The organism is Paracoccaceae bacterium, from assembly GCA_012103375.1.
Taxonomy (GTDB): Bacteria; Pseudomonadota; Alphaproteobacteria; order Rhodobacterales; family Rhodobacteraceae; genus WLWX01.
Genome location: WLWX01000001.1, coordinates 1,423,761 through 1,450,070 on the forward strand (window position 1 = coordinate 1,423,761; position 26,310 = coordinate 1,450,070).

22 protein-coding genes and 1 pseudogene are annotated in these 26,310 nt (G+C 61.4%); 11 read left to right on the plus strand and 12 right to left on the minus strand.

The genetic code is table 11. The features are described 5' to 3' along the window. Positions 1 to 39: 39 nt before the first annotated feature. The 9 genes from GKR99_07320 (at position 40) to GKR99_07360 (ending at position 8,339) form a co-directional block, all read left to right on the plus strand. Positions 40 to 1,467 (plus strand): aldehyde dehydrogenase family protein, encoded by a 1,428-nt coding sequence (locus GKR99_07320; protein ID NKB27360.1) that lies wholly within the window; start codon positions 40 to 42, stop codon positions 1,465 to 1,467. A gap of 181 nt (positions 1,468 to 1,648) precedes the next feature. After that, a protein-coding gene (locus GKR99_07325; GenBank protein NKB27361.1) for an IS630 family transposase occupies positions 1,649 to 2,607 on the plus strand; the annotation gives its coding sequence in 2 pieces (ribosomal slippage) (positions 1,649 to 1,990 and positions 1,993 to 2,607; 957 coding nt in all). A gap of 63 nt (positions 2,608 to 2,670) precedes the next feature. Next, positions 2,671 to 3,429, plus strand: coding sequence for a hypothetical protein (locus GKR99_07330; protein ID NKB27362.1), 759 nt, complete (start codon positions 2,671 to 2,673; stop codon positions 3,427 to 3,429). A gap of 90 nt (positions 3,430 to 3,519) precedes the next feature. Next, positions 3,520 to 4,377, plus strand: a complete 858-nt coding sequence (locus tag GKR99_07335; GenBank protein NKB27363.1) for a substrate-binding domain-containing protein — start codon at positions 3,520 to 3,522, stop codon at positions 4,375 to 4,377. 75 nt (positions 4,378 to 4,452) lie between these two features. Beyond that, positions 4,453 to 5,535, plus strand: coding sequence for an ABC transporter permease (locus tag GKR99_07340; protein ID NKB27364.1), 1,083 nt, complete (start codon positions 4,453 to 4,455; stop codon positions 5,533 to 5,535). 9 nt (positions 5,536 to 5,544) lie between these two features. Beyond that, positions 5,545 to 6,321 (plus strand): ATP-binding cassette domain-containing protein, encoded by a 777-nt coding sequence (locus tag GKR99_07345; protein NKB27365.1) that lies wholly within the window; start codon positions 5,545 to 5,547, stop codon positions 6,319 to 6,321. Continuing rightward, positions 6,318 to 7,118 (plus strand): SDR family oxidoreductase, encoded by an 801-nt coding sequence (locus tag GKR99_07350; GenBank protein ID NKB27366.1) that lies wholly within the window; start codon positions 6,318 to 6,320, stop codon positions 7,116 to 7,118. Before GKR99_07345 ends, GKR99_07350 begins: the two co-directional genes overlap by 4 nt. Positions 7,119 to 7,128: 10 nt before the next feature. Then, entirely contained in the window at positions 7,129 to 8,133 is a 1,005-nt protein-coding gene (gene iolG / locus GKR99_07355) for an inositol 2-dehydrogenase (GenBank protein NKB27367.1), read from the plus strand. A 2-nt stretch (positions 8,134 to 8,135) separates the two neighbouring features. Next, a complete protein-coding gene (locus tag GKR99_07360; GenBank protein ID NKB27368.1) occupies positions 8,136 to 8,339 on the plus strand; it encodes a DUF3329 domain-containing protein in 204 nt (67 codons plus the stop codon). Between the two features lie 539 nt (positions 8,340 to 8,878). Here GKR99_07360 and GKR99_07365 read toward each other — a convergent pair. The 6 genes and pseudogenes from GKR99_07365 to GKR99_07390 all read right to left on the minus strand — a co-directional run bounded on the left by GKR99_07365 (position 8,879) and on the right by GKR99_07390 (position 16,017). Beyond that, positions 8,879 to 10,237: an aspartate aminotransferase family protein gene (locus GKR99_07365; protein ID NKB27369.1), complete on the minus strand. Its 1,359-nt coding sequence runs from the start codon at positions 10,235 to 10,237 to the stop codon at positions 8,879 to 8,881. A gap of 70 nt (positions 10,238 to 10,307) precedes the next feature. Beyond that, positions 10,308 to 11,354 carry a sn-glycerol-3-phosphate ABC transporter ATP-binding protein UgpC gene (ugpC, locus tag GKR99_07370; GenBank protein NKB27370.1) on the minus strand — a complete coding sequence of 349 codons (1,047 nt, stop codon included), beginning with the start codon at positions 11,352 to 11,354 and terminating at the stop codon, positions 10,308 to 10,310. A gap of 2 nt (positions 11,355 to 11,356) precedes the next feature. Then, complete coding sequence (argH, locus tag GKR99_07375; GenBank protein ID NKB27371.1) at positions 11,357 to 12,844, minus strand: argininosuccinate lyase; 1,488 nt, start codon at positions 12,842 to 12,844, stop codon at positions 11,357 to 11,359. A 94-nt stretch (positions 12,845 to 12,938) separates the two neighbouring features. Beyond that, positions 12,939 to 13,814: pseudogene (locus GKR99_07380) on the minus strand (ABC transporter permease subunit). A 3-nt stretch (positions 13,815 to 13,817) separates the two neighbouring features. Continuing rightward, positions 13,818 to 14,711 carry an ABC transporter permease subunit gene (locus tag GKR99_07385; protein NKB27372.1) on the minus strand — a complete coding sequence of 298 codons (894 nt, stop codon included), beginning with the start codon at positions 14,709 to 14,711 and terminating at the stop codon, positions 13,818 to 13,820. A 58-nt stretch (positions 14,712 to 14,769) separates the two neighbouring features. After that, positions 14,770 to 16,017 (minus strand): extracellular solute-binding protein, encoded by a 1,248-nt coding sequence (locus GKR99_07390; GenBank protein NKB27373.1) that lies wholly within the window; start codon positions 16,015 to 16,017, stop codon positions 14,770 to 14,772. A gap of 117 nt (positions 16,018 to 16,134) precedes the next feature. Between GKR99_07390 and GKR99_07395 the strand changes: the two genes are divergently transcribed. Continuing rightward, complete coding sequence (locus tag GKR99_07395) at positions 16,135 to 17,319, plus strand: ROK family protein (GenBank protein NKB27374.1); 1,185 nt, start codon at positions 16,135 to 16,137, stop codon at positions 17,317 to 17,319. An 11-nt stretch (positions 17,320 to 17,330) separates the two neighbouring features. Then, positions 17,331 to 19,670, plus strand: coding sequence for a PIG-L family deacetylase (locus GKR99_07400; GenBank protein ID NKB27375.1), 2,340 nt, complete (start codon positions 17,331 to 17,333; stop codon positions 19,668 to 19,670). A 128-nt stretch (positions 19,671 to 19,798) separates the two neighbouring features. On the opposite strand, the gene GKR99_07405 is transcribed toward GKR99_07400, so the two are convergent. From GKR99_07405 to GKR99_07430, 6 genes are all read right to left on the minus strand, one after another. Continuing rightward, a complete protein-coding gene (locus GKR99_07405; protein ID NKB27376.1) occupies positions 19,799 to 20,836 on the minus strand; it encodes an AMP-binding protein in 1,038 nt (345 codons plus the stop codon). Between the two features lie 333 nt (positions 20,837 to 21,169). Beyond that, entirely contained in the window at positions 21,170 to 22,168 is a 999-nt protein-coding gene (locus GKR99_07410) for an ATP-binding cassette domain-containing protein (GenBank protein ID NKB27377.1), read from the minus strand. Next, complete coding sequence (locus GKR99_07415) at positions 22,165 to 23,199, minus strand: gfo/Idh/MocA family oxidoreductase (GenBank protein NKB27378.1); 1,035 nt, start codon at positions 23,197 to 23,199, stop codon at positions 22,165 to 22,167. The genes GKR99_07410 and GKR99_07415 overlap by 4 nt, the downstream gene beginning before the upstream one ends. Further along, complete coding sequence (locus GKR99_07420; GenBank protein ID NKB27379.1) at positions 23,196 to 24,035, minus strand: ABC transporter permease subunit; 840 nt, start codon at positions 24,033 to 24,035, stop codon at positions 23,196 to 23,198. Before GKR99_07420 ends, GKR99_07415 begins: the two co-directional genes overlap by 4 nt. Before the next feature lie 13 nt (positions 24,036 to 24,048). Continuing rightward, entirely contained in the window at positions 24,049 to 24,963 is a 915-nt protein-coding gene (locus tag GKR99_07425) for an ABC transporter permease subunit (protein ID NKB27380.1), read from the minus strand. Between the two features lie 69 nt (positions 24,964 to 25,032). Further along, complete coding sequence (locus GKR99_07430; protein ID NKB27381.1) at positions 25,033 to 26,286, minus strand: extracellular solute-binding protein; 1,254 nt, start codon at positions 26,284 to 26,286, stop codon at positions 25,033 to 25,035. Between the last annotated feature and the right edge of the window lie 24 nt (positions 26,287 to 26,310).

The following is a 26,310-nucleotide window of genomic DNA, read 5'->3' on the forward strand; positions in this document are numbered from 1 at the left end:
CGCCAAGTCAGAATCACACCTCTGAAGCGGAGCAGACCCATGCAGGACAAGCGCACTTTCTATATCAACGGGGCGTTTGTCCCGCCCGCGAAACCAGCCGATCTTGAGGTCGTGAACCCGGCCACGGAACAGCCCTGCGCGGTGATCTCAAACGGGTCGCAGGCCGATACCGATGCGGCCGTCGCTGCCGCGCGTGCGGCCTTTCCGGCATGGCGCGCAACGCCGTTGGAAGACCGGCTGGCAATGCTCGACCGGATTGTCGAAAATTACAGCGCTCGTGCGGACGAAATGGCCACTGCGATGCGGTTGGAGATGGGCGCACCGGTTGATTACGCCCTGTCTGCGCAATGGGACGCCGGTGACGGCGGCATGCGCGAGGCGATCCGCGCCGCACGCGCATTCAAATTTGAACGCAAAACCTCGAACGACGATGTCTTCTATGAACCCATTGGCGTCGCAGCCCTGATCACGCCCTGGAACTGGCCGATGAGCCAGATCGTGCTGAAAGTCATCCCGGCGCTGGCCGCTGGTTGCACGGTGATCCTGAAACCGTCCGAAGTGGCCCCGCTGTCTGGCCATCTGTTTGCCGAAATGATCCACGACGCGGGCGTCCCGGCGGGGGTGTTCAATCTGGTAAACGGGGACGGCCCCGGTGTCGGCGCGCAGCTTAGTGCGCATCCCGGTGTCGATATGGTCAGTTTCACCGGCTCGACCCGTGCCGGGGCGCTGATCTCCAAGGCCGCGGCGGACAGCTTCAAGCGCGTTTCGCTGGAACTGGGCGGCAAAGGCGCGAATGTGATCTTTGAGGATGCGGATGCGAATGCCGTCAAACGCGGCGTGCGCGAGTGTTTCGGCAATGTCGGGCAATCCTGCAATGCGCCGACCCGGATGCTGGTGCAACGCTCGATCTATGACGCGGCGGTCGAAAAGGCGGCGGAAGTGGCCGAGGCGACGCGCGTCGACCGGTCCGACAAACCGGGTCGCCACCTCGGCCCGCTGGTCAGCCAGGCGCAGTGGGACAAGGTGCAGGGCCTGATCCAGGCCGGCATCGACGAAGGCGCGCGGCTGGTCGCCGGTGGAACAGGCCGGCCTGAAGGTTTGAACAACGGCTATTATGGCCGCCCAACGGTTTTCGCCGATGTCTCCAACGACATGACCATCGCGCAAACGGAAATTTTCGGCCCCGTTCTGTCGATGATCCCGTTCGAGGATGAGGCCGAGGCGATCGAGATTGCCAATGATACGCCCTACGGTCTGACCAACTATGTCCAGACCCAGGATTCGGCGCGCGCGCGCCGCATGGCCCATGCGTTGAATTCCGGCATGGTCGAGGTGAATGGCGCAGGCCTGGGCTATGACACGCCATTCGGCGGTGTGAAACATTCGGGCAATGCCCGCGAAGGCAGTGTCTGGGGAATGGAGGAATACCTGATCATCAAGGCAGTTGCAGGGTATCCCGACGACTGAGGGGCGCGAACACCGTGGCAAGGCGGCTTGGTAAATGCGCTGATCCATTGAACTCCGATGATTTTTTGCAACCGGTTGCAATGTGTGCAAACGCTCGCTAAAGCGTTTCGGCTTGAACCTGAATCGCGAGGGATTCCCTTGAGACCTGATCTGTGATTCATCCTGTTTGGGAGGATGGATCATGTCAGCACCTTTGCCATCTGCGCTTCGGATACGGTTTCAGAGATACATTGAAGAAGGGTTGAGCGGGCGCGCGGCGGCGTTGCGGTTGAAGCTGTCGCCTGCCACAGGCGCGCGGTGGGCGCGTCAGGTGAGGATGAAGGGTCATGCGGAACCTGCCCGGCAGGGACCGCCGCGCGGCAAGGGAAAGCTGGCTCCGCATCGGGAATTCTTTGAGGAGTTGATCGCACAAGACCCTGACATCACGCTCTTTGAGTTGCGTAATGCGCTGGCCGATGCAGAGGGTGTGCGGGTGCATCACTCCTCCATCGCCAACCTTCTGTCCCGGCTCGGCTTCACGTACAAAAAAAGTCGCTGGTCGCCACCGAGCGCCGCCGCGCCAAGGTAAGGCAGCAACGGGCCGACTGGTTCAGATACCGCTCGCCAGCCATTGCGACCTTTCCTGAGCGCGTTGTCTTTATTGACGAAACCGCAGTGAAGACAAACCTCACGCGCCTACGCGGCAGAGCCAAGCGCGGTAAGCGCCTGACGATGGATGCGCTCTTCGGAAGCTGGGGAACCCAAACCTTGATCGCGGGCCTGACCCAAGGCGCGCTGATCGCACCTTGGGTCATCAAGGGAGCGATAGATGGCCCCGCCTTCGCGGCCTACATCCGCGAAGTGCTGGTCCCCGAGATCAACCCCGGCACTGTCGTCATTCTCGACAACCTGGCAACCCACCGGAATAAGGAGGCGACGCAGGCTTTACGCAATCACGGCTGCTGGTTCCTTTACCTGCCACCGTACTCGCCCGACCTGAATCCCATCGAGCAGGCCTTCTCTAAACTGAAAGCCCATTTGCGACGGATCGGGGCCAGGTCCTTTACCCAGGTCTTCGAAGCAATCGGAGCAATCTGCGATCTCTACGACCCAGTAGAATGCTGGAACTACTTTAAGGCCGCCGGATATGTCTCAGGTTAATGTCGAAACGCTTTAGGATCAATCGCGAACTGCCCGGAACATCGGGCCGAACCGATGGATCAGATGCTGCCATTTGCCTTGAATCACATGACTGCGCCGACATTGCGCTATGATTCTCTGGCGACCCTTGCGGGGCGTTGCGGATGCATCGGGGTTGAATTGCGCAATGATCTGGGCCGGGCCTTGTTTGACGGCGCCGATCCTGCGGATGTGCGCGAAGCACTTGAGGCTGCCGGGATACGCCTGCTGGCCCTGGCCGATATCGCTGTCGCCTGCGGGGCCGAGGCGATCAGCCTTATCCCTCGAAATGATGGTCACCGGACTGAAAGCGTTCAGGTGCGCGCCGATCTGACAACCACATTGGAGGCTTTGCGTCCGATCCTTCGTGCGCGTGGTCTGATTGGATTGATCGAACCCCTTGGCTTTGCCACATGCGGGCTGCGCCACAAGGCGGACGCCGTTGCCGTGATCGACGCGATCGGTGCGGGCGACATCTTCAAACTGATCCACGATACCTTCCACCACCACCTGGCCGGGGGAGGCGCGATTTTCGCCGCTCATACCGGGCTGGTGCATGTGTCGGGCGTTACCGACCCGTCGCTGAAACCGGCGCAGATGTGCGACGCACACCGGGGCCATGTCGATGCGGACGATAATCTAGGCAATCTGTTGCAAATCAAGACGTTGCAGGTCGCCGGTTACGCTGGTCCGATCTCGGTCGAGGCGTTTTCGCCCGACGTTCACGCCCTCACCGATCCGGCGGCTGCGCTGTCCGGGTCATTCAATTTCATCACGTCACACCTTTTGCGGAATGCTGCCTGAGGGGCGGCGCTGATGGATAAACCGCCCGGCGACGGGCATTCCGGCGGCTTTTACTTACGGGTGAGCCGGACACCTAACAGGGAGAGAGAGATGAAGAAATATCTTCTGGCAACGGGCCTGACCGCCCTTATGACGACCGGCGCGATGGCGCAGGAAATCGGCGCGACCTTTTCGCGGTTTGACGACAACTGGCTGACCGTTCTGCGCAATGGCATGGTTGACTATGCCGCCACGATTGATGGCCTGACCTACCAGCAGGAAGACGCCACCGACGATCTGGCCAAACAGATCGACCAGGTGAAGAACTTCGTGGCATCGGGCGTTGACGCGATCATCGTGAACATCGTCGACACCTCGGCTGGTGCTGCGATCACCGAAGCTGCGGGCTCGACTCCGCTGGTCTTCGTCAACCGCGAGCCAGACAATGTGAACGAACTTCCGCCGACTCAGGCATTCGTTGCGTCCAACGAAATCGAATCCGGTACGTTGTCGGCATTCGAGGTCTGCAAGAACCTGCGCGCAGCAGGCAAAGGGGGCGGGGCGACCGGCTACCTGATGAACGGTCAGCTGTCCAACCAGGCGGCTGTGCAGCGGTCCAAGGACGTGCATGACGTGATCGGCATGGACATGTGTAACTTCATGACCATCATCGACGAGCAGACGGCAAACTGGTCGCGCGACGAAGCCCAGGACCTGATGACCAACTGGATGTCCTCGGGTGAGCCCTTCGACTTCGTTCTGGCCAACAACGACGAAATGGCGATTGGTGCCATTCAGGCGATGAAGGCTGCGGGCATGGACATGGCCGACGTGCAGGTTGGTGGTGTCGACGCATCCCAGGACGCACTGGTTGTGATGGCCGCTGGCGAGAAGGTGGACCAGAAGGTCTATATCCCGTTCAAGCTGGTCACCCCGGCGAACATGGATGAGTTCCTAGACGCGAACTAAGCTGATAAGCTTTTTGTAACAGAGGGTGTCGCCACAGTGGCGGCACCCTGCCTTTAACAGGCGGGGGAAATGAGAATGGCGGATACCAGCCATGGCACCGGTGGCCTCACTTTTGACAAATCCAAAAGGACTTGGCCGAACGAGCTGAACATCGCGCTCGCGCTGGTCATCATCATCGTAAAATTCGAAGTTCTCGGGCAGGTGCTGCCGTATATGAACGGGCAGAGTTTTCTGTTCGACACCAAGGATCGTTTTGACGGCGCGCTGGGGTTGTTCAACGTGGCGCGTTTGCAGATCATCATTCTGCAGGTTGCGATCATCGGGATCATCGCTCTGGGTGTGACGCAGGTGATCATCACCGCGGGAATTGACCTGAGTTCCGGGCCACTTGTGGCGGCGACAGCAATGATCGCGATGAGTTTCGGACAGACCGAGCTGGTGAACGGCAACCCCAACCCCAAGGCCCTTTTTGGCGTCTGGGCAATGGATTTACCGGTAATCATACCGGTCGTCATTGGCCTGGCCTTTGGTGCGTGCATCGGCGCGATCAATGGCTTTTCCATCGCGTACCTGCGCATCCCGCCATTCATTGCGACCCTGGGCATGTTCCTGATCTGCCGGGGCATCGCGCTGTGGTGGTCAGGCGGCAACCCGGTATCGTTCCCGACCGAGTCCTACAAGGCCCTGGGTTCGGGCATGATGCCGGTGGTCTGGTTCCTGGGCCTCGCCGCAATTTTCCACGTGATCCTGCGCTATACGGTCTACGGCAAACACACATATGCCATCGGTTCGAACGAAGAAGCGGCGCGGATGTCGGGCATCAACGTCAAACGTCACAAGGTCATGGTCTATATGATCGCCTCGATGCTGGCTGCATTTGCGGGCGTCGTGCTTAGCGCGAAATCATCGACTGCGCAGGCGGGCATGGGCGAATTTTACGAACTGTTTGCGATTGCCATGGCCGTGATCGGAGGGATCAGCCTGACAGGTGGGCGCGGGTCAATCATCGGCACCGTTCTGGGTGCGATGGTTCTTGGGTTCATCCGCTCGGGCTTTACCTACATCAAGTTGGACGGATCCTATCAGCTGATGGCCATGGGTGGCATCATCATCGCGGCGGTGATCCTGGATCAATACCGACAGCGAAACCGGGCTTAGGAGGCTGAGATGAGCAGTGACATTGTCCTGAAGACCGAGAACCTGACCAAACACTACGGTGGGGTTCATGCGCTGGTGGATGCCAACTTTGAAATAAAAACGGGTGAGCATGTCGCCATCATGGGCGACAACGGGGCGGGCAAATCCACCTTTGTGCGCCAGATCACCGGCGTCGAACAACGCACCAGCGGCAAAGTGTCCCTTTATGGGGATGAGGTTAACTTCGCCGGTCCGCTGGACGCGCGTGAGGCGGGCATCGAAACCGTGTTCCAGACATTGGCGCTGGCCGATGATCTGGACGTTCCCGACAACCTGTTTCTGGGGCGCGAGAAGACCAACTTCAACTGGCTGGGCCCGTTTCGCTTCCTCGACTACAAAGGCATGCGGCAGGCAACCATGGACGGTTTGCAGAAGACCGGGGTGAAAATCCCGAACATCCGCAACTCGATCCGCAATATGTCGGGTGGACAGCGCCAATGCGTGGCCATCGCGCGCACCGCGACATTCCATTCGCGCCTGACGATCATGGATGAACCGACGGCAGCACTCGGCGTGCAGGAAACCGCGCAGGTTGAAAACATCGTCAAGACGCTGAAAGACGCAGGTGAGCCGTTGATTCTGGTCAGCCACAACATGCGTCAGGTGATGGATCTGGTGGATCGGATCGTGGTGTTTCGGCGCGGGCGGATCGTTGCGAACCTTCGCAAAGAAGAAACCGACGGTCAGGATATCGTCGCCTATATCACGGGCGCAAAAACCGGGGCCGAATTCGAAGGCGCCGCGTGAGCGACGCGCCACATGCCAATACCACGGCGCTGATCACCGGGGCGGGGCAGGGGCTTGGCCTTGCGATTGCCAATACGCTGGTGGCGCAGGGGTGTCAGCGATTGGTGCTTGTCGATCGGAACACCGAAACCGGCATGGCCGCCGCGCAATCGCTGTCGTCAGAAACGGTGACCGCGCATTTTATCGCCTGCGACATGGGCGATCTGGGCGCGGTGGCTACCCTGATGGAGCGTGCCGAAGATCTGGTCGGCCCGATCAACGCGCTGGTCAACTGCGCCGGGATCACCGACCGGGGATCGATACTCAGCACGTCGCCTGACCTTTGGGATGCGATTTTTGCCGTCAACGCCAAGGCGCCGTTCTTTCTGCTGCAGTCCTTCGCGCAGCGGCTTATCGCGCGGGATCAGCCCGGCGGAGCGGTGAACATCCAGTCGATCATCTCCCATGGTGGCGTGCCGGATCTTGCCCCCTATGGGGCGTCGAAGGCGGCGCTGTCCTACATCACCAAGAACGCCGCCCATACGCTTGCGCCGCACCGGATCCGTGTGAACGGGATCAATGTCGGATGGATGGACACCCCGGGCGAGGATACGGTGCAAAAGAAGTACCATGGGCGCGAAGATGGCTGGCTGGAACAAGCCGAGGCGAACATGCCTTTCGGAATGCTGCTCAAGCCTGAGCATGTGGCGGCGCAGGTCGCACTGTGCCTCAGCCCGCAAAGCGGAGTTGTCACCGGTTCTATCATCGACTTTGACCAACAGGTGATCGGCATATACCCGGACACGGACAAGAACTGAGGGATACTGGATGACTGTAAATTTCGGCGTGTTGGGCGCGGGACGGATCGGGCAGGTTCATGGGACGGCTATCGCGGCGGTTCCAGGTGCGCGCCTGACGGCAATCGCGGATCCGGTGGATGCGGCCGCACAGGCGGTGCGCGACGCGCATGGCTGCGACATCCGCACCATCGAACAGATTGCCGCCTCGGACGACATCGACGCCGTGGTGATCTGCACACCCACAGACACGCATGCCGATCTGATCGAACAATTCGCCCGCGCCGGCAAGGCGATCTTCTGCGAAAAACCGGTGGACCTAAGCCTCGCCCGCGTCCGCGACTGCCTGAACGTGGTCGTCGACACCGGCGCCTTCCTGATGGTCGGTTTCCAGCGCCGGTTCGAACCGGATTTCAACGTGCTGAAGGCCGCGATTGACGACGGCAAGATCGGCGCGGTCGAGATGGTGACCCTCACCAGCCGCGATCCATCGCCGCCGCCCTATGACTACATCAAGCGCTGTGGCGGTATCTTCCGCGACATGACGATCCATGATTTCGACGTCGCGCGCTGGCTGCTTGGGGAAGAGGTTGAAACCGTGATCGCCGCCGCCTCGGTCCTGACGGATTCGGAGATCGGGCGCTTGGGCGATTTCGACAGTGTCAACGTGATCCTGCGCACCCCGTCGGGCAAACAGGCGACGATCAACAATTCACGCCGCGCAACCTATGGCTATGATCAACGGATCGAGGTTCACGGCTCGAAAGGTGCCGTCAGCGCGCTGAACCACCCCGAGGCGCGGGTGCAATTCGCCGGTCCCGAAGGTTATACAGTGCCGCCGAACCAGCATTTCTTCATCACCCGCTACGCCGGTGCATACGCCGCCGAGATTGCGGCCTTCGTCGATGCGGTCTCCAACGGCAAACCATCGCCGGTAACAGGGCACGACGGGCTGATGGCGCTGGCGCTTGCGGATGCGGCGGTCTTGTCCGTCGCTGAAGGCCGCGCCGTGGCCGTGGCGGATATTCTGGCATGAACCTGTTTGATCTGCATCACCCGTTCTTCGCGCCGATGTGGCGGCGTGTAGTCGTGGTGCTGTTTTGCGCGGGCTGGTCGCTGTTCGAAGTGGTCACGGGGCAATATTTCTGGGCCTGCGTCTTCGCAGGAATGGGCGCGCTGGCGGCCTGGCAGTTTTTCGTCCGTCCGCCTGACCATTGGAACGGGACACCGGGACAGGATTGAGGGCGAGGGGCTATTTGTGCTGTGGGGCAGTTGCTGAGGCGCAGATGCGCCATGCCCGACCTGGGGAAGAAGTTCGGCCTGGTGCAGCCGGGTTTTGAAACTCATCCAAATAATCTGCAATAATGGCCCAAGCCGAGAGCCGATCATAAACAGGGCGTACGCCGGACCGGCGGGCTGGCGCAGCGCCGGTGATGAGGCATGATTTATAGGGAGGTGTTAGCCGTCAACTCAGATCGAAGTGGCCACCTCGAACCGACGCCAGACCGGTGGGGCCGGTCCAGCGTGCGCCCTGCGCCTGCGGCGCGCACCGGGGGCAGCGAATTCCGATGCGGTTCAGATATTCAGGTTGGCGTTTTGGAATATCTTCCATCAGGCCAAACACTTCTGCTGTTGCACGATGCCCTCCCGCGGGGGCGCATGGGCATAGCGCATCCGCGCCGAGTGCCACAGTTTCGCAGATGGATCGTGCGAGTTCTTGGGTCTCTAAGATTGGTCGATGAAGGTCGGCCACAGGACACAATTAATCCGTCCCGGTTCGTTCAACCAGCTTTTGCAACATCCCTCACCGCCGCAACCACAATCCCCAACGCCCGGTCCAGATCGTCCCGCGCAATCGTCAGCGGCGGTGACAGGGTCAGCACGCAGCCTTGCGAGATTTTGAAGCTGAGGCCCGCATCTAGACAGCGGTAATAGATCGCCTCGGCCAGGTCATTGCCTGGTGTTTTTGCGGCGCGATCCTGCACAATTTCGATGCCGAACATCAGACCACGACCCCGGATATCCCCGACAATTGCGCAATCCGCCAGATTGTCACGCAACCGGCCGATCGCGTGGTCGCCAAGTTCGCCCGCGCGTTCGACCAAACCCTCATCCTCGATAATCTCAAGCGTTGTCAGGGCGGCGCGGGCGGTCACAGGGTTCTTTTCGTGGGTGTAATGACCAATGGCAAAGCCACTGCAGACGTCCAGATCCGCCCGCGCGACGACCGCCGCAATGGGCAGGATACCCCCGCCAAGGGCTTTGCCCAGCGTCACGATATCAGGCACCACCTCATCATGTTCAAACGCGAACATCCGGCCTGTTTTGCCCAGACCGGTCGGAATTTCGTCCATGATCAACAACGCGCCGTGCCGGTTGCAGGCGGTGCGGACCTGCGCCCAGAAACCGGGTGGCGGCACGTAGGGAACCGCGCGCATCGGTTCGGCGATCACGGCGGCGATGTCACCTTCGCGTTCCAGCACGAAGTCGACCATATTGGCGCAGGCCAGCCCGCAAACGTCGGGCCCTGTATGGCCATAAGGGCAGCGATAACAGGCGAAGGGGGCGACGTGTTCGGCACCTGGCAACAGTGGGCCGGCGATATGGGACCGGAAGGTGGCCTCGCCACCAACGCTGGCCGCACCGAACCCCGCGCCGTGGAACGCATCCCAGAAGCTGAGCGTTTTGAACCGGCCCGTCGCCGCGCGGGCGATTTTCAGCGCGACTTCGTTTGCGTCCGACCCGCCGGTGGTGAACAGCACCTTGGACAGATCGCCGTGGCTGATCGCGGCCAGCTTTTCGGCCAGTTCCACCGCCGGTTCATTGGTAAACCGGCGCGGCGCGAAGGGCAGGGTGTCCAGCTGATCCTTGATTGCGGCGATCAGTCTGGGGTGGCCATATCCGATGTGATGGACCGAGTTGCCGTGGAAATCCATGAACCGGTTGCCGTCCAGATCCTCGATCCAGATCCCCTCGGCCCTGGCGATGGTCGCCGCACATGGCGTGGACAGGGATTGATGCAGAAAGGCGTCCGAGTCCCGCTGCAACAGCGGCCTGGACCGCGGACCAGTAGCGCGCGAAGTCCAGTCCGCACGGGCTGCCGAGGTATTGGATTCGCCTTCAGTGTGGGTCAGGGGCATGGCCGGTCTTTCATGAGTGTCGCACCTGATCAGACCCGCAGTTGCAGCCGAACGCAACCACGCAACCCGCTCAGGTCAAGGCCGCGCCATTGGAGGCATCAAACAGATGCAGGTTCGCCGGATCAGCGCACAGCGTCACATCCGCGCCAACCTTGGGCGGCGTGCGGCCATCGGCTTTGGCGATGATCTCACCCTCGGGCGTTTCCACGTAGATCAGCGTTTCCGGCCCCAGCGGTTCGCGCACCACGACCCGGCCGTTGATCAGCGGCGTGCCGCCATCCAAAGTCAGATCATCGGGACGGACACCAAGGATGACCTCGCCCGCGCGGGCGGACATCGGGACACTCTGCCCGGTCTTCAGCGCGACTGACGACCCGTCGCTGGATCCGGCAAGCATGTTCATTGAGGGCGCGCCGATGAAGCGCGCCACGAAGGTGTTGGCGGGTTTGTGATAAACCTCATCCGGGGTGCCGACCTGCTGGATATGGCCGTCTTTCATGATGACGATCCGGTCGGCCATGGTCATGGCTTCGACCTGATCGTGGGTGACGAAAATGATCGTGTTGCCAACCCGGTGATGCAGTTTCTTGATCTCCAGCCGCATCTGGGTGCGGAGCTGCGCGTCGAGGTTCGACAGCGGTTCATCGAACAGGAACACCGCCGGATCACGCACCATGGCGCGGCCAATCGCGACCCGCTGACGCTGACCACCGGACAATTGGCTTGGCTTGCGGTCCAGCAGGTCCGTCATGTCGAGGATTTCGGCGACCTCCAACAGCCGCTTTTCCTTGGCGGGCTTGCTCATCTTTGCGGTGCGCAGTCCGAAGGCGATGTTCTTTTTGACGCTCATATGCGGATAGATGGCGTAGTTCTGGAACACCATCGCGATGTTGCGTTCTTTGGGCTCCAGATTGTTGACCACCCGGTCGCCGATTTCGATGTTGCTGGCGGTTGCCTCTTCCAGGCCAGCGATCAGGCGCAATGTGGTGGACTTGCCGCAGCCCGAGGGGCCGACGAAGACGACGAATTCGCCATCCGCAACGTCCAGATTGATGCCGTGCAGCACCTCGGTGCGGTCGAAGGTTTTGACAAGGTTGCGAAGGGCGAGGGTGGCCAAGATCAGGACTCCTGCAAGGCGGCGAAGGCGGTGGTGAGGGTTGTTTCGGCGGCCTTGATCCGGGCCGCGCGGTCAGATTGCGCTGTACCAAGCGCGGCAAGGTCAGCGGCCATATCGTCCAGTGCAGCGTCCATCGGCGCCGGTGCCGGGCCGCCGGGGCGGGTACGGATGGCGACGAAGTTTTCGGCCGAAACGGCGGTTGCGAATGCGTCCTCGCCCAGCGTTGTGGATCGCCCGGTTGCGTCCTGGAACGCGGCTGCGAAAGCGGCGTAGCCGCTGCCCAGTGGCGCACGCTCCGCGATGACGGCGCGCGCCGTTGCGGCGGCAATCTCATGCGCCTGACGAAAGCTGAGGTCTTCGCGGCGCACCAGCGTATCGGCCAGTTCGGTGACAGTGACGCAAGCCGCATCCAAAATTGCCGCCACCCGGTCGCCGTTGATCCGGCAAGCCGGGATTAACGCGTTGACCAGCGCCAACACTTTGTGGCCCGAAGCGAAAGCCTCATAGCCGCTGACCTGCACCGCGCCTTCGCTGTCGTTCATGTCGGTGAATGGCGTGTTGTGCATGGTCGTAATCACCGTCTCACACCGCCCCATTGTCGTGCTGGCCAGGTGGCGCAGGTGTTCAATCGGCACCGGGTTGCGTTTCTGCGGCATGATCGAGCTGATCTGGACCAGGCTGTTGGGGACATAAAGCTGCCCAACCTCAAACGCCGTCCAGAATTGCAGATCCTGCACCACGCGACCCAGATGCAGCATCATCAGGCGGATCGCCGAGTAAAGGCCGGTGATATAATCGACGCCGGCAATTGCGCCATAGGAATTGCGTGTCGGGGCGGCGAAGCCCAGCAGGTCGGCGACTTGCTGGCGGTCAATCGGGAAGCCACTGGTGGTGATCGCCGCGGACCCCATCGGGCAGGCATCCAGCGCGTCGCGGGCCGCCGACAGACGCGCGATGTCGCGCAGCAGGACATCTGCGACAGCGGCGAGGTAGTGGCCGAAGGTGCTCGGCTGGGCAGGCTGGCCATGGGTGTAAGCGACGATCACCGTGTCGCGTTCCCGCCGCGCGGTTGCGATCAGCGTGTCGGCAAGGGCGCTGGCGGCTTTCAGGAAGGCGTCCGCCTTAGAGCGCAACACAAGCTTGAAGACCGTGTGGTCCATATCGTTGCGCGACCGCGCGGTGTGCAGCGCACCCGCTACATCCGCACCCAGGCGCTGGATCAATTCGTGTTCGACGAAGAAAAAGTAGTCTTCATGCTCGCCGGTGTAATCCTGCTGCGCAATGTCGGTGTTCGCGTCGATATCGCTGAGCGCGGCGGCGATCGCTGCGCCAATCTCGCGCGGAAGAATTCCGGTGTCCGCCAGCATTACCAGATGCGCCTGATTGATCGCGCGTACCGGGGCGACGAAATGAGTTTTCGCATCCTCAAACAGCGGGGCGAGGACCGTGTCGCGGTAGGTCGGGTCGGGGAAGTTGCTGGTGTCGATCATGTGAGTGTCGGTTCGGTGAGTGTGGCAAGGCTGGAGGGGCCAGCCCCTCCAGACCTCCCCGGAGTATTTTTGGCGAAAAGACGGGCAGAGGGCTTCATCCTTTCAGCCCTGCCATGACGACGCCGCGAATGATGAAGCGCTGGAAGATCAGGAAGACGATCAGGGTCGGCAGGGTCGAGATGGCGGCCCCGGTCATAATCAGCTCCCACGCGACATCGGCTTCGTCCCCGAAGCCGGACAGGCCGACGGGCAGGGTATACATCTCGACCGAGTTGGTGACGATCAGCGGCCAGATGAAGGCGGTCCAGTTGCCCAGGAAAACGAAGATCGCCAGTGCCGCGAGGGCCGGTTTGACCAGCGGCATGGCAACGGTCCACCAGATTTGCAGCTCGTTCAGCCCGTCGATCCGAGCCGCCTCGATGAAATCGTCTGGCACGGTTTCGAAAAACTGCTTCATCAGGAAAGTTCCGAAGGCGGTCATCATGCCGGGGAAGATGATGCCCCAATAGCTGTCGAGCCAGCCGAATTGCTGGCTCATCAGATACCAGGGGATCACCAGCATTTCGGTGGGGATCATCAGGGTCGACAAGATCGCGATGAAGATGATGTAGCGGCCCGGGAATTTGAACTTGCACAGGGTGTATCCGACCAGACTGTCGAACAGAACGTTGCTGATCGTGGTGGCGACGGCGATGATCAGCGAGTTTGTGATCCAGCCCAGGAACCGCCCGTCGGCCAGAACGAAGGTATAGTTCTCGAACGTCGGCTCATCCGGGATCAGGTTGACGTTATAAACCTCATGCGGCCACTTCAGCGAGGTCTACAGCATATAGGCAATCGGCATCACCATCAGCACGCCACCGCCGAACAGCAGCAGCCAGCGGATGATCTGGCCCATGTTCGCGGGTTTGCGCGGGGCTTTGGTAGTTAGCAGTGCCTCGGAGGATGCGCGGATTTCGGTGACGGCCATGGCTCAGGTCACCCGCAGAATGCGCAGTTGCAGCAGGCTGACGATCAGCAGGATCAGGAACAGCACCACGGTTTGTGCGGCGGCATAGCCCATGTCGAAGCCGGTGAAGGCGGTGTCATAGATCATCAGAACCAGCGGTTTCGTCGCATTTAGCGGCCCGCCGGGGTTGTTGGTAGTCATATTGAAGACATGGTCGAAGATGCGCAGGAAGCCGATGGAGCTGAACACCACGATAAACACGATGGTGGATTTCAGCAGGGGAATCGTAATCTCCCAAAGGATGGTCCACCAGCCGACGCCGTCGATGCGCGCCGCCTCGTAATAGCTTTTCGGGATCGCGCGCAGCCCGGCCATGAAGATGATCACCTGAAAGCCAAGGCCGGCCCAGACGGCGGGTGCGAGGACGGCAGGCAGCGCATTGGTGGTGGAATTCAGGAACTCGATCTGCGGAATGCCAAAGCTGGCCAGGAAGTTGTTGAACAACCCGATGGGCACCGGCTGATAGAACCAGCGCCAGACCCATGCCATGGCCACCGCGCTGGTCATGAACGGCAGGAAGTAAAGCATCCTGAGGAAGCCGTGCATGAAGCGCAGCTGATCCAGGTGGTAGGCGATGATGAATGAAATCACCAGGCTGATGGGCGTGCCCAGCAGCAGGTAAACGAAGGTGTTCTTGAAGACCTTCCAGAACACCGGATCATTCCACAGTTTGGCGTAGTTCTCCAGCCCCGCCCAGGTGGGATCCCGCAGCAGGTTCCAGTTCTGGAAACTGATCAGGATCGCGTTGGCGGTCGGGTAAAACCGGATCACCACATAGAATACCACCGGCAGGGCAAGGAAGGCCAAGGCCCAAGCGATGTGTTTCTGCCGGATTGTCAGGTTGCGGTAGAGGTTCACGCGGTATCCCCGTCAGATGTGGCTGGCCCCGGCGCGATACCGGGGCCAGCCAGTGTGCTTAATCCGCGTAGTATTCGTCAAGCAGGGCCTGCTCGGCCTCGGCGGCGGCAAGGCTGTCTGCCAGCGGCTGCTCTTCGATATCCGTGCGGGCGACCATGTCCACCAGAATCTGGCGCTGACCGCTTTCGTTGGCGAATTTGGTGGTATTGGCATAAGCCAGACCACGGATGAACGGGCCGAATGTCTCGTCATTGGCGTTGGCGTCCGTCATGCCGACTGAGGGTTTCGCGGGAAGCTCTCCGACAACGTCCAACCAGATCTGCATCGCCTCGTCCGAGGTGATATAGGCCATGAACTTGAGCGCAGCGTCGTATTTTTCACCCTCGGCCTTGGTGGTCACGGCGTTCACCCAGTAGGAGGAATAGTTCGAGCGCGTGCCATCCGGACCGGCGGGAAGCTCTGCCACGCCCCACTCAAGACCACGGATGTCAGCCAGCGATCCGATGCGGAACGAGCCATCGATGTGAAAGCCTGCGCGCCCGGCTTTGAAGGCCGCCTGTGGTTGGTCCATGAAACCCGACGCGGTGACGCCATGCTTCTTTTCCAAATCGGTATAGAACTCCAACGCCTTAATGCCGGCGTCAGTATTGTAGTTCACGGTCTGATAGTCGTCCTGATAGGGATCGCCGCCGAACTGGCGCACCAGCACCTCGCGCCACCAATGGTGATCCTGCGCCGTCATTCCGGTGGTGATGCCGACCTGGGTGATATTGCCGGCGGCGTCCTTCTTGGTCATCGCTCCGGCCATTTCGACCAGCTCGTCGAGGTTGGCAGGCGGATTCTCAAGCCCGGCTTCTTCCATGAGACGTTTGTTGTAGAACAGCGCCAGCGAACGCACAGCGGTCGGCAGCGCCCAGTAGTTGTCGCCGTCCTTCATCGCCTGAACCATCGGGAAGAAATTCGCGTCAATCTCGCTGGCCGGGAATGTGTCTGCGGGCAGGGGTTGGATCAACTCAGCCTCGACGTAGTCGTTCAGCCAGCCATAAAACAGCTGCACCACATCTGGGCCTTCGCCCGCTGGGATCGCCGCGGCGACCTTGGTGCGGTAATCGGCATAGGGAAAATGGTTCATCTTGACGGTGATATCCGGGTTCGCGGCCTGGAAGTTGTCAATCAGCGTTTCCATTGCCGTGACGCGGGCGTCAAAGAAATACTGCCAGTACTCAATCTCGACGGCATTCGCCGCACTTGCCGCAATGCTGGTCGCGGTGGCAAGGGCAAGCCCCTTGATCTTGTTGAATGGCATAACGGCATCTCCTTGTTGAAAGTTTTCAAAACGGACCCGTCTGTTGCGGGTTCCGGCCTGAGTTCGGGTTAACTCAATTTAGTTGAGCTTTCAAGCGGATTGCGTTATCGCCGCTGCATGAATGACCGCAACACCCAGATGGTTGGCGCCAATGCGCTGCGTTCGCGCAATCACAATCGGCAGATGGTGCTGGGCCATATTCGACAGTCCGGTCAGATGGGCCGTGCCGAGATTGCGCGCCTGTCGGGCCTCAGCACGCAGGCGGTTTCCAACATCATCTCGGATCTTCAGGGTGAAGGCTGGCTGAAAGAATGCGGGCGTCGATCGGTTGGGCGCGGCCAGCCGCCAATCCAGTATCGCATTGATCCCGAAGGTGGATATGCACTGGGTATCGAAGTGCGGCCGGATGCGGTTTTTGCCGCATTGCTGGACCTTGAAGGTCGCGAGGTGTTTTCGGATCGCGCCGCGCTGGCATCATCAAACCCCGCATCGGTCCGCGCGCAGGTTCTGACGCTGTGCGAAACGGCATGGGCCGCGCCCCGGGTTACGCGCGACAAGGTGCTGGGCGCTGGTGTCGTTTTGCCGGGGCCGTTCGGCACCGGGGCATCCGCGCGCGCCGGGTCCGAATTGCAGGACTGGCAGGGAATAGAACCGACGGAGTGGTTCTCGGACCTGCTGGACCTGCCGGTCGAGGTTGAAAACGACGCCAACGCAGCCGCCATTTCCGAAGGCCTGACAGGGGTGGCGACTGGGCTGGATACCTATGCGTTCATCTATTTCGGGGCCGGTCTGGGGCTTGGGCTGATCAGCGAAGGTCAGCGCCTTTCGGGCGGATATGGCAACGCGGGCGAGGTTGGGCGCATTCCCGTTCAGACCGCGCAAGGACCTTTGGCGCTGGAACAAGCGGTCAGCCGCCTGTCGGTTCAGCGCCATCTGGTCAAGGCGGGCCTGAAGGTCGGCGGGATCGAAGATATCGATGCGATATTTCAGGCCCGCCATCCCGCGTTGATGGCATGGCTCGACAGGGCAGCATCGCCCTTGTCGCAGGCCGTTGCGATGATCGAAAACCTGTTCGATCCGCAAACCATCGTTCTTGGCGGCGCGATGCCGGACCCGGTTCTGGATCACCTGATCGGGCAGGTGACGTTTCACCCCGACAGCGTCGCTGACCGCCCGCGCCGCGCGCGCCCGCGCCCGCGCCTGATGCGTGGCGGGTCAGGGCGGATGACGGCAACCCTGGGCGGCGCAGCCCTGGTCCTGAAGCAGGCATTCACGCCGCGCATGACTGTCGTTCATTCCTGAGGGGGGCCTCCATGCCGATTTCCGATCAGACCCGAATCGCCCGGCAGCGCGCCCGCCCCCGGATAACTGAGCTGTGGTTCGCGATGGCCCCGCTGCGCTCGGTCGTGAATTTCATGCAATCGGGGGCGCATCCGGATGATGAAACCACAGCAATGCTGGCCGCATTGGCGTTCCGCGACGGGCTGAACCTGTCCTATGCCTGTTCGACCCGGGGTGAGGGCGGGCAGAACGTGATCGGCACCGAAGCGGGTGCAGCGCTCGGCGCGCTCCGCACCCGAGAGATGGAGGCCGCTTGCGACATCCTTGGCATGCGGATGTATTGGCACTCAACCAGCCCCGAGGATCCGATCACCGACTTCGGATTCTCCAAAAGCGGTGACGAAACCCTGGAAAAATGGGGCCGCGATAGGGTCTTGGAACGATTTGTCGCGATTGTGCGGACCGAGCGTCCTGACATCCTGTGTCCGACGTTCCTCGACGTGCCCGGCCAGCATGGCCACCACCGCGCGATGACCCAGGCGGCGCATCTGGTGATGCGCGCTGCCGCCGATTCCGGGTTTGCGGGCTGCGACCTGCCGGTTTGGCAGATCTCCAAACTCTATCTGCCGGCATGGTCCGGCGCCGGGCTGGCCTATGACGACGATCTGCCGCCGCCGCGTGAAACCCTGACCGTCGCGGCCAGCGCAGGCGATCCGGTCAGCGGTTGGAGTTTTGAGGCGATCGGCCAACAATCGCGCGTCTGCCACCTGACCCAAGGCATGGGACGCTGGGTGCCGCCGGGGCCGGGCCGCGACTGGCCGCTGCATCTGGCCGAAAGCCATGTGAAGGGCGCCGATGCACAGCCAAGCGATGGGTTGCCGCAAACACTTAGCGATCTGGCTGAGTATTGTGGCAGCAGTGATACCGCCACCGCGCTGCGGCAAGTGGACGGCGAGATTGCAAATATTTTCAACGCCTTCCCGGACGTCGCGGCGATCCATCAAGCGGCTGGCAGGGCGGCTGGCGCGCTGAGGATTGCTGCACAGGGCTGTCCCGGCAGCGCCCGTGATGCCGTGCTGCACCGTATTGCGCGCAAGCAGGATCAACTGGCACGGGTCATCCATCTGTCATCATCGCAACAGGCTGCCGCGATCCTGTCCCAGGATTGGTTACATCCCGGCGCGCAGTGCGAGGTTTCTTTCGAGGCCACGTCCGAAGTCACAACCGCATTGGATTTGCCACAGGGCTGGTCCCTGTCGGGCACCACAGTAACACTGTCCGAAACCGCCGCGCTGAGCGACCCTTATCGCGCCGCCTATGATCCGCTGAACCCGGATGCGCCTTGCCTGCTGGTGACGCATGGCACCGAAGGGGGCGGCGTGACCGCGCGCCTGCCGCTTGAGGTGACGCCGGTTGTGCTGCCCGCACCGACAGCCACACTCGACCCACCGCGCGCCCTGATGGTCAAGGGACAGGCGCTGGACATCGCGCTGCGCGATGTGCGCCCGGTCGGCGCTTTGGCCACACTCGATGCGCCAGAAGAATTGCAGGCCACCGCGCAGGGGGGCGGATTCCGTATTACTGCGCCCAAAGACTGCGCCGGGCGGTTTAAGCTGTCATTGCGTCTGAACGGGCAGGCGGCACAGACGGTCACCCGGATCGAAAAATCCCATATTGAACCCACCGCCATCGCAACACCTGCTGTCCTGACTTTACAGGTTCTGGACTGCGCGGTTCCCCCGGTGCGGGTCGGATATGTCGGCGGTGGCAATGACCGGGTGGATCACTGGTTGGAGGCGATGGGGGCGGATGTTTGCGCGCTCAGCGATACTGATCTGGCCGAGGGCGCGTTGGCGGACCTCGACACGCTGGTCGTCGGCATCTTCGCCCTGCGCACCCGCCCGGCGCTGCGTGCGATCTGGGATGCGGTGAAAGACTGGGTCCGCGAAGGCGGCACGCTGGTGACACTGTATCACCGCCCATGGGATGATTGGGACGCCACGAATACGGGCCTTGCGCCGCTGGAGATCGGCCAGCCAAGCCTGCGCTGGCGGGTGACGGATCAGGCGGCGGCTGTCACCTATCTGGCCCCGGATCACCCGATCCTGACCGGCCCGAACCCCGTCGGCCCCGAGGATTGGGCAGGCTGGGTCAAGGAACGCGGCCTTTATTTCGCGAAACGTTGGGACCATGCGTATCAACCGTTGCTGAGCATGGCCGACCCCGACGAACAGCCCCTTCTTGGCGCGCTTCTTGCCGGGAATTTCGGCAAAGGGCGGCACATCCACACCTCACTGATCCTGCATCATCAGATGGAGCATCTGGTGCCCGGTGCTTTCCGCCTTATGGCCAATATGATCGCGCGGCGCTGAGGGTGGGGCCTCGGGATGTAAAATCCCTCGGGCCGTGGCCGCGGGCGATGGCTGGGGGGCCAACCCCCCAGACCCCCCGGGATATTTTTGACGAGAAGATCTGAGGGGGGATTGGTCCGTCCGTGTGACTATGTGGCGAAGGTCTTTGCGTAGGCGTAGCGCAGGCGGTTCTTCTGCACTTTACCCATCGTGTTGCGCGGCAAGGCATCGACGGTGAATATATGTCGGGGCTGTTTGAAACGGGCCAGGCTTTCGGCAAGAGCGGCTGAGATTGCCTGCGGGTCCGGTTCAGCGTTCGGTTCTGGTACGACGACGGCGACGACGGCTTCGCCCAGATCGGGGTGTGGCACGCCGATGACGGCGCTTTCCTGCACGCCGGGCAGGGCGTCGAGCGCCAGTTCAACCTCTTTCGGATAGATGTTGAAGCCGCCCGAGATGATCAGATCTTTGTTGCGCCCGACGATCTGCACATAGCCATCCGTGTCGAACCTCGGCAGGAAGATCATAGGCCCACCTGCCAGCAGCATCACGTTGGTGGCCACGAACAGCCCATGGGTGTGGAAGATCGGCAGCGCGTGCAGCAGGCAGTCGTCTTCGGTGAACTGCCAGAGATCTGTCAGCACTTTGGCATTCGACAACAGATTGGTCTGGGTCAGCATGGCCCCCTTGGACCGCCCCGTGGTGCCGGAGGTATAGAGCAAAGCTGCCAGATCATTGGGCGCACGCGCTGCGGTTTCGAAAGTTCCGGGCTGCGTATCTGTGGCATCGGCGAAACTGCCGCGCCCATCAGCGTCCAGCGTTGCCGTTGACGCACCGGCTATGGACAGCGCGGCCTGCTCTGTCGGGTCGCAGATCAGCAGTTTGGCGCCGGAATCTTCGACGAAATAGGCGACCTCGGCCGCAGTATAGGCCGGGTTCAGCGGCAGGAAGACAACGCCCGCCTGAACGCAAGCCGCATAGAGCGCCAGCGCCTCGGGCGATTTAGCGACCTGTACCGCCAGCCGGTCGCCGGGGGTCAGGCCGTGCGCGCGCAGGGCGTTGGCATATTTAGCAGCCAGCGTCAGAAAGCGGGCATGCGTCCAGGTTGTGCCGTCACGCAGGTGTAGGAACGGTGTCCCGGCACCCAGATGAGGGGCAAAGAGGGCATCGTAAAGCGGATTGGACAAGGGGGGCAGGCCTTTCAGTCGTCGTCGGTGTGTCAGGGATGCGGGGGAACGGCAAAAACTGCAAGGCGGGTTTTGGCTGGGCGGGGGCGTTCTCACCGCCCACTTATTCGCCCGGAATCAAGCCCGCAAGGGCGCCGGGCGATTGCCTGGCCGTCACGCGGGCAGGCGATATCGATGCGTCGCGCAACCTTCGTAATCCGGAGTTAACGCTGAACCATAAATTGCCACGCACGCAGGTTGCATCGCCTACCCCCGGCCAGACGCTCACCCGGCTTGCAGTTCGCACGCACGAACGTTCGCTCCAGACCAAAACCGACAGGAGCGCCGCCGCCGCTACCGGATCCGCGCACCTTCCTGATCGAAGCGAAAGCTGTCGGCCTCGTCAAATTGCAGCGCCACGGATGTTCCGACGTCAATGTCATACTGCCCGAACACACGGACCGTGATTCGCCCGGCCTGATCTGCGTCGACCAGCACATTGGTATCGCCGCCAAGGCGTTCCACATGGGTCACCTGCCCCTTGATCGGGCCGTCCGGGCTTATCCGCTGATGCTCGGGCCGGATGCCAAGTGTGCTTGCGCTGTCCCCACCGGCGACGCTGGCGGGGATGAAATTCATCGACGGCGCGCCGAGGAACCCCGCGACGAACTGGTTGGCCGGATCATTATACAGCTCCATCGGGCTGCCGACCTGTTCAACCACGCCGTCGCGCAGCACGACGATCTTGTCTGCCAGCGTCATCGCTTCGGTCTGGTCGTGGGTGACATAGATCATCGAGGCCTTCAGCGTGCGGTGCAGGGCGGCAATTTCGATCCGCGTGTTCATCCGCAAGGCCGCGTCCAGGTTGGACAGCGGTTCATCAAACAGGAACAGCTGCGGTTCGCGCACGATGGCGCGGCCAATGGCGACCCGTTGACGCTGACCGCCGGACAACTCGGCAGGGCGACGATCCAGCAGCGGGGCAAGTTCCAGCATCCGGCTGGCCTCGGCCACGCGGGCTTCAATTTCCGCCTTCGGCTGCTTTTCCTGCCTTAGCGCCAGCGCCATGTTGTCGCGCACCGTCAGGTGGGGGTAGAGGGCATAGCTTTGGAACACCATCGCGATGCCACGCTTGGCGGGTGGCACATCGTTGACCTGCCGCCCGACAATCTCGACCGTGCCTGCGGTCGCATCCTCCAGCCCCGCGATCACCCGCAACAGCGTGGACTTGCCGCAACCCGACGGGCCGACGAAGACGACGAACTCGCCGTCCTCCACTGTCAGGTCGATGTTTTTCAGCACTTCGACAGGGCCGAAGGACTTGCAGATGTTTTTCAGGACAAGCGCGGTCATGGCGTTTCCTTCGTAAGATCAATGGGCTGGCCGGTGCGGATGCTTTCATCCGCCGCCAGGCAGATGCGCAAGCTTTGCACGGCGTCATTCATGTGGCGGGTCAGGTCGATATCTTCGGCAATGGCGCGCAGGACATAGGCCTGTTCGGCATCGCACAGCCCCTGATGGCCGGGTTCATCGGGCATCGTGATGATTTGGTCGCCGTCAGGCCGGTGGACCAGAATGCCTCCGACCGCCGTGTGGCCGTCGATATCGGCCGAGGCACCCTTGTTCCCCTCGGTGATCGAGACCGAGCCGTTGGGCGATACGATATCCTTCACGAAGAAGGCGGTTTCCGACATCATCGGGCCCCAGCCCGCCTCGTACCAGCCCACCGATCCGTCCGCGAACACCACCTGAAACTGGCCATAGTTGTACATGTCGGGCGCGATTTCGTCCGTCAGGCGCAGGCCCATGCCGTTGACGCGCACCGGGGCGGCGTCGGTGATCTGGCACATGACATCCACATAATGGACGCCGCAGTCGACGATGGGCGAGGTGGTCTGCATCAGCGCCTTGTGGGTTTCCCATTCCGCGCCACTGGACTGCTGGTTCAGGTTCAGGCGGAAGACATACGGCCCGCCAAGGTCGCGCGCCTCGGCAATCAGACGCATCCAGCTTGGGTGGTGGCGCAGGATATAGCCGACGACCAGTTTTTTGCCGGTCTCGACCGCCTTGGCGACCACGCGTTCAGCGTCCGCGACAGTGGTGGCCAGTGGTTTTTCAATGAAGACATGCGCGCCCGCCTCCATCGCCATGCAGGCATAGTCCGCGTGGCTGTCGGAATAGGTTGCGATGACGGCAAGATCGGGAGAGGTGGCCGCCAACCCTTCCTCAAGGGAGGAAAAGAAGGGATACGCGGCCAGCCCCTCGAGCAGATCAGCCGGTGAGCGATTGACCAGCCCGACAACCTCGGCGTCCGGGTTGTGGTGGTGGGCCAGCGCATGGGACAGCCCCATGTTGCCAAGCCCGGCGATCAGAACCCGGGTCATTTGACGGCCCCCAACATGATGCTCCGGATCAACTGGCGTGAGAATATGACGTAGAGCACCATCACTGGCAGGATCGCCATGGAAAGCGCGCTCAGCACCGCGTTCCAGTCGGTCACGAACTGGCCGATGAACACCTGAGAGCCGAGCGTCAGCGTCTTCGTCTCTTCCGCCGGGGCGAGGATCAGCGGGAACCACAGGTCGTTCCAGATCGGGATCATGTTGAACACCGCTACGGTCGCCATGGCCGGTTTGACCAGCGGAAGAACCAGGCGGAAGAAGATGGTGTATTCCGAAAGGCCGTCGATCCGCCCGGCATTCTTCAGATCATCAGAAACCTGCCGCATGAATTCGGACAATATGAACACCGCCAGCGGCAGACCCTGCGCCGTGTAAACAAGGATCAGCGCGGTCAGCGTGTTCACCAACCCGCTGGCCACCATCATCTCGAGGATCGCCACGGTGCCGATCCGGATCGGGATCATGATGCCAAGCGCCAGATACAGGCCCATCAGCGTGTTGCCCTTGAAGCGATACTCGGCCAGTGCAAAGGCGGCCATCGCCCCGAACAGCAGCACGAAAAACAGCGTGGCGACGGTCACGATCATCGAGTTCTGGAAGTAGAGGAAGAAATCCCCCTGTTTCAGAACCGTCTGGTATCCGATCAGGCTGAAACTCTCGGCGTCAGGCAGGGCCAGCGGATCGCGGAAGATCGCCTTTCGCGTCTTGAAACTGTTGATCAGGATCACGAACACCGGGAACAGCGCGATCAGGGTGTAGAGGATCAGGATGCCATGCGCGGCGGCGATGTTGACGGGGTTGCGGCGTGCTTTGTTCATCTGCTCATCCCCCTCAGAACTGATACCGACGCAGGCGCGTCTGGATGCCGAAAAGATAGATGCAGACGCCGATCAGGATGATCCCGAACATCGCCGTTGCGATGGCGCTGCCCATGTGCGGGTCGCCCAGCTGCAGCTGGAAGCCAAAGAATGTGCGGTACATGAAGGTGCCCAGAATATCGGTCGAGAAATTCGGCCCCGCCAGTGCACCTTGTGCGGTATATATCAAGTCGAAAGCGTTGAAATTGCCCACGAATGTCAGGATCGAGATGATGCCGATGCTGGGCAAGATCAGTGGCAGCTTGATCTTCCAGAAAGCCGAAGCGCCGGTGATGCCGTCAATCTCGCCAGCCTCCAGAACCTCTTCCGGGATGGTCAGCAGCGCGGCATAGATCAGCATCATCGGGATGCCGACGAACTGCCAGACCGAGACTAACGCGAGAGTCGTCAGCGCGTATTCCTCTTTCCCGAGGAATGGCGCGAACAGGAATTTCAGACCCACGGCGTCCAGCATCCCGGGCGCGATGCCCCAGATCGGCGACAGGATCAGTTTCCAGGCGAAGCCGACGATGACGAAGCTGAGGATTGTCGGGATGAAGATGGCTGACCGATAGAGCGCAGCGAACCGCAGTTTCGGATGGCTCAGAATCGCCGCCAGCAGGATGCCGATCGGGTTCTGAACAACCATGTGAACAATGAAAAACCAGAAGTTGTTGCCAAGCGCATTCCAGAACGCATCAGACCATTGCGGGTTGCCAAACAGTGTCTTGAAATTGGCGAGGCCGACGAACACGCGGGTCTGTTCAACCTCGGTGTAAAGCGCCAGCCGTAAGGTATTGAACAATGGGAAGATCATCACGGCGGTATAGACCAGCACCGCAGGTGCCAGGAACACGACAATATGCCACTTGATGCGGGATGTGCGCATTGATCCAACCTCCGATTGTTCGGGAAAGGGGGATGACCGGGCGGCACGGTGCCGCCCGGTCGGGTCGTCTTACATGTGCGGTGCGTACCAGCTGGCCAGCCCGTCCTGCAGGCGCTTGCCGGCATCTTCGGGGCTCTCTTCGCCCTTGATCACCTGCGCCGAGGCGTTCCAGGTGTCATTCTCAAGGTTCGGCGTGCCGCGCGACAAGATCTGATAGGTCGAGCGGATGGTAGAGTTACACTCCCCCCGCCAGGACACAAACTCCTGCGCCAGCGCGTCTTCCATCGGCACGTCATGGCTGGACAGGCTGAAGAAGCCCGGCAGCGCGTTGGCGTAGATGTTGGCAAACTCTGCCGTGCCCATCCAGTCAAGGAACGTCTTCGCCGCGTCCGCATTCGGGCTGGCCGCATTCAGACCCATCGCAATGTCGGTGTGGTCCGAGATGTAGCATTCATCACCAGCGGTCTGCACCGGCGGCTTGAAGGCGCCCATTTCAAAATCGGCTTGGGCGTTGAAGCCCGTAATCTCCCAAGACCCTGCGGGATAGATTGCGGCCCGGCCCAGTGTGAAGATGTTCTGGCTGTCGGGATAGGTCTGCGCTTCAAACCCGTCGCCCAGATAATCGCCCCATTTGGCCAGTGTGCGATAGGGCGCAACCCAGGCTTCATCGGTCAGCTTCTGGTCGCCCGCGATCAGCGCGGTGCGGCCTTCTTCACCCTTCCAATAGTTCGGTCCGATGTTGTTATAGCCCATGGTTGCGGCTTCCCACTGGTCGTTGGTGCCCATCGCCATCGGGATGTAGGTGCCGTCTTCCTTGATGGTGTCGAGCGCGGCAAAGAATTCCGCCTCGGTCGTCGGAACCTCAAGCCCCAGTTCGCCAAAAGCATCCTTGTTGTAGATGAAGCCGTGAATGACCGAGGCCATGGGAACGCAGAACGTCGCCGAACCATCGTCCGTCTGCCAGGCAGACTTCGCCACGGACGAGAAATTTGCCATCCCGGCCAGATCGTCCAACGCAGCCAGGTGGCCCGCGTCATAGAGTGCCAGCGAGGCATCGAACGGGCGACAGGTGATCAGGTCACCGGCCGAACCGGCATCCAGCTTGGAATTCAGCACCGCGTTGTATTCTGCCGGGGCCGAGGGCGTGAACTGCACTTTGATACCCGGGTTCGCAGCCTCAAACGCCGGAATGATCTTGTCCTGCCACAGGGTCAGGTCGTCATTGCGCCAGCTTTCGATGGTCAGCGTCACATCCTGTGCGCTGGCCCCCGTGGCAAGGATAGTTGTGGCCAGCAGCGCGGCCCCGATTTTTTGAACAGACATCTTGTCCTCCCAGTTGGATTTTGT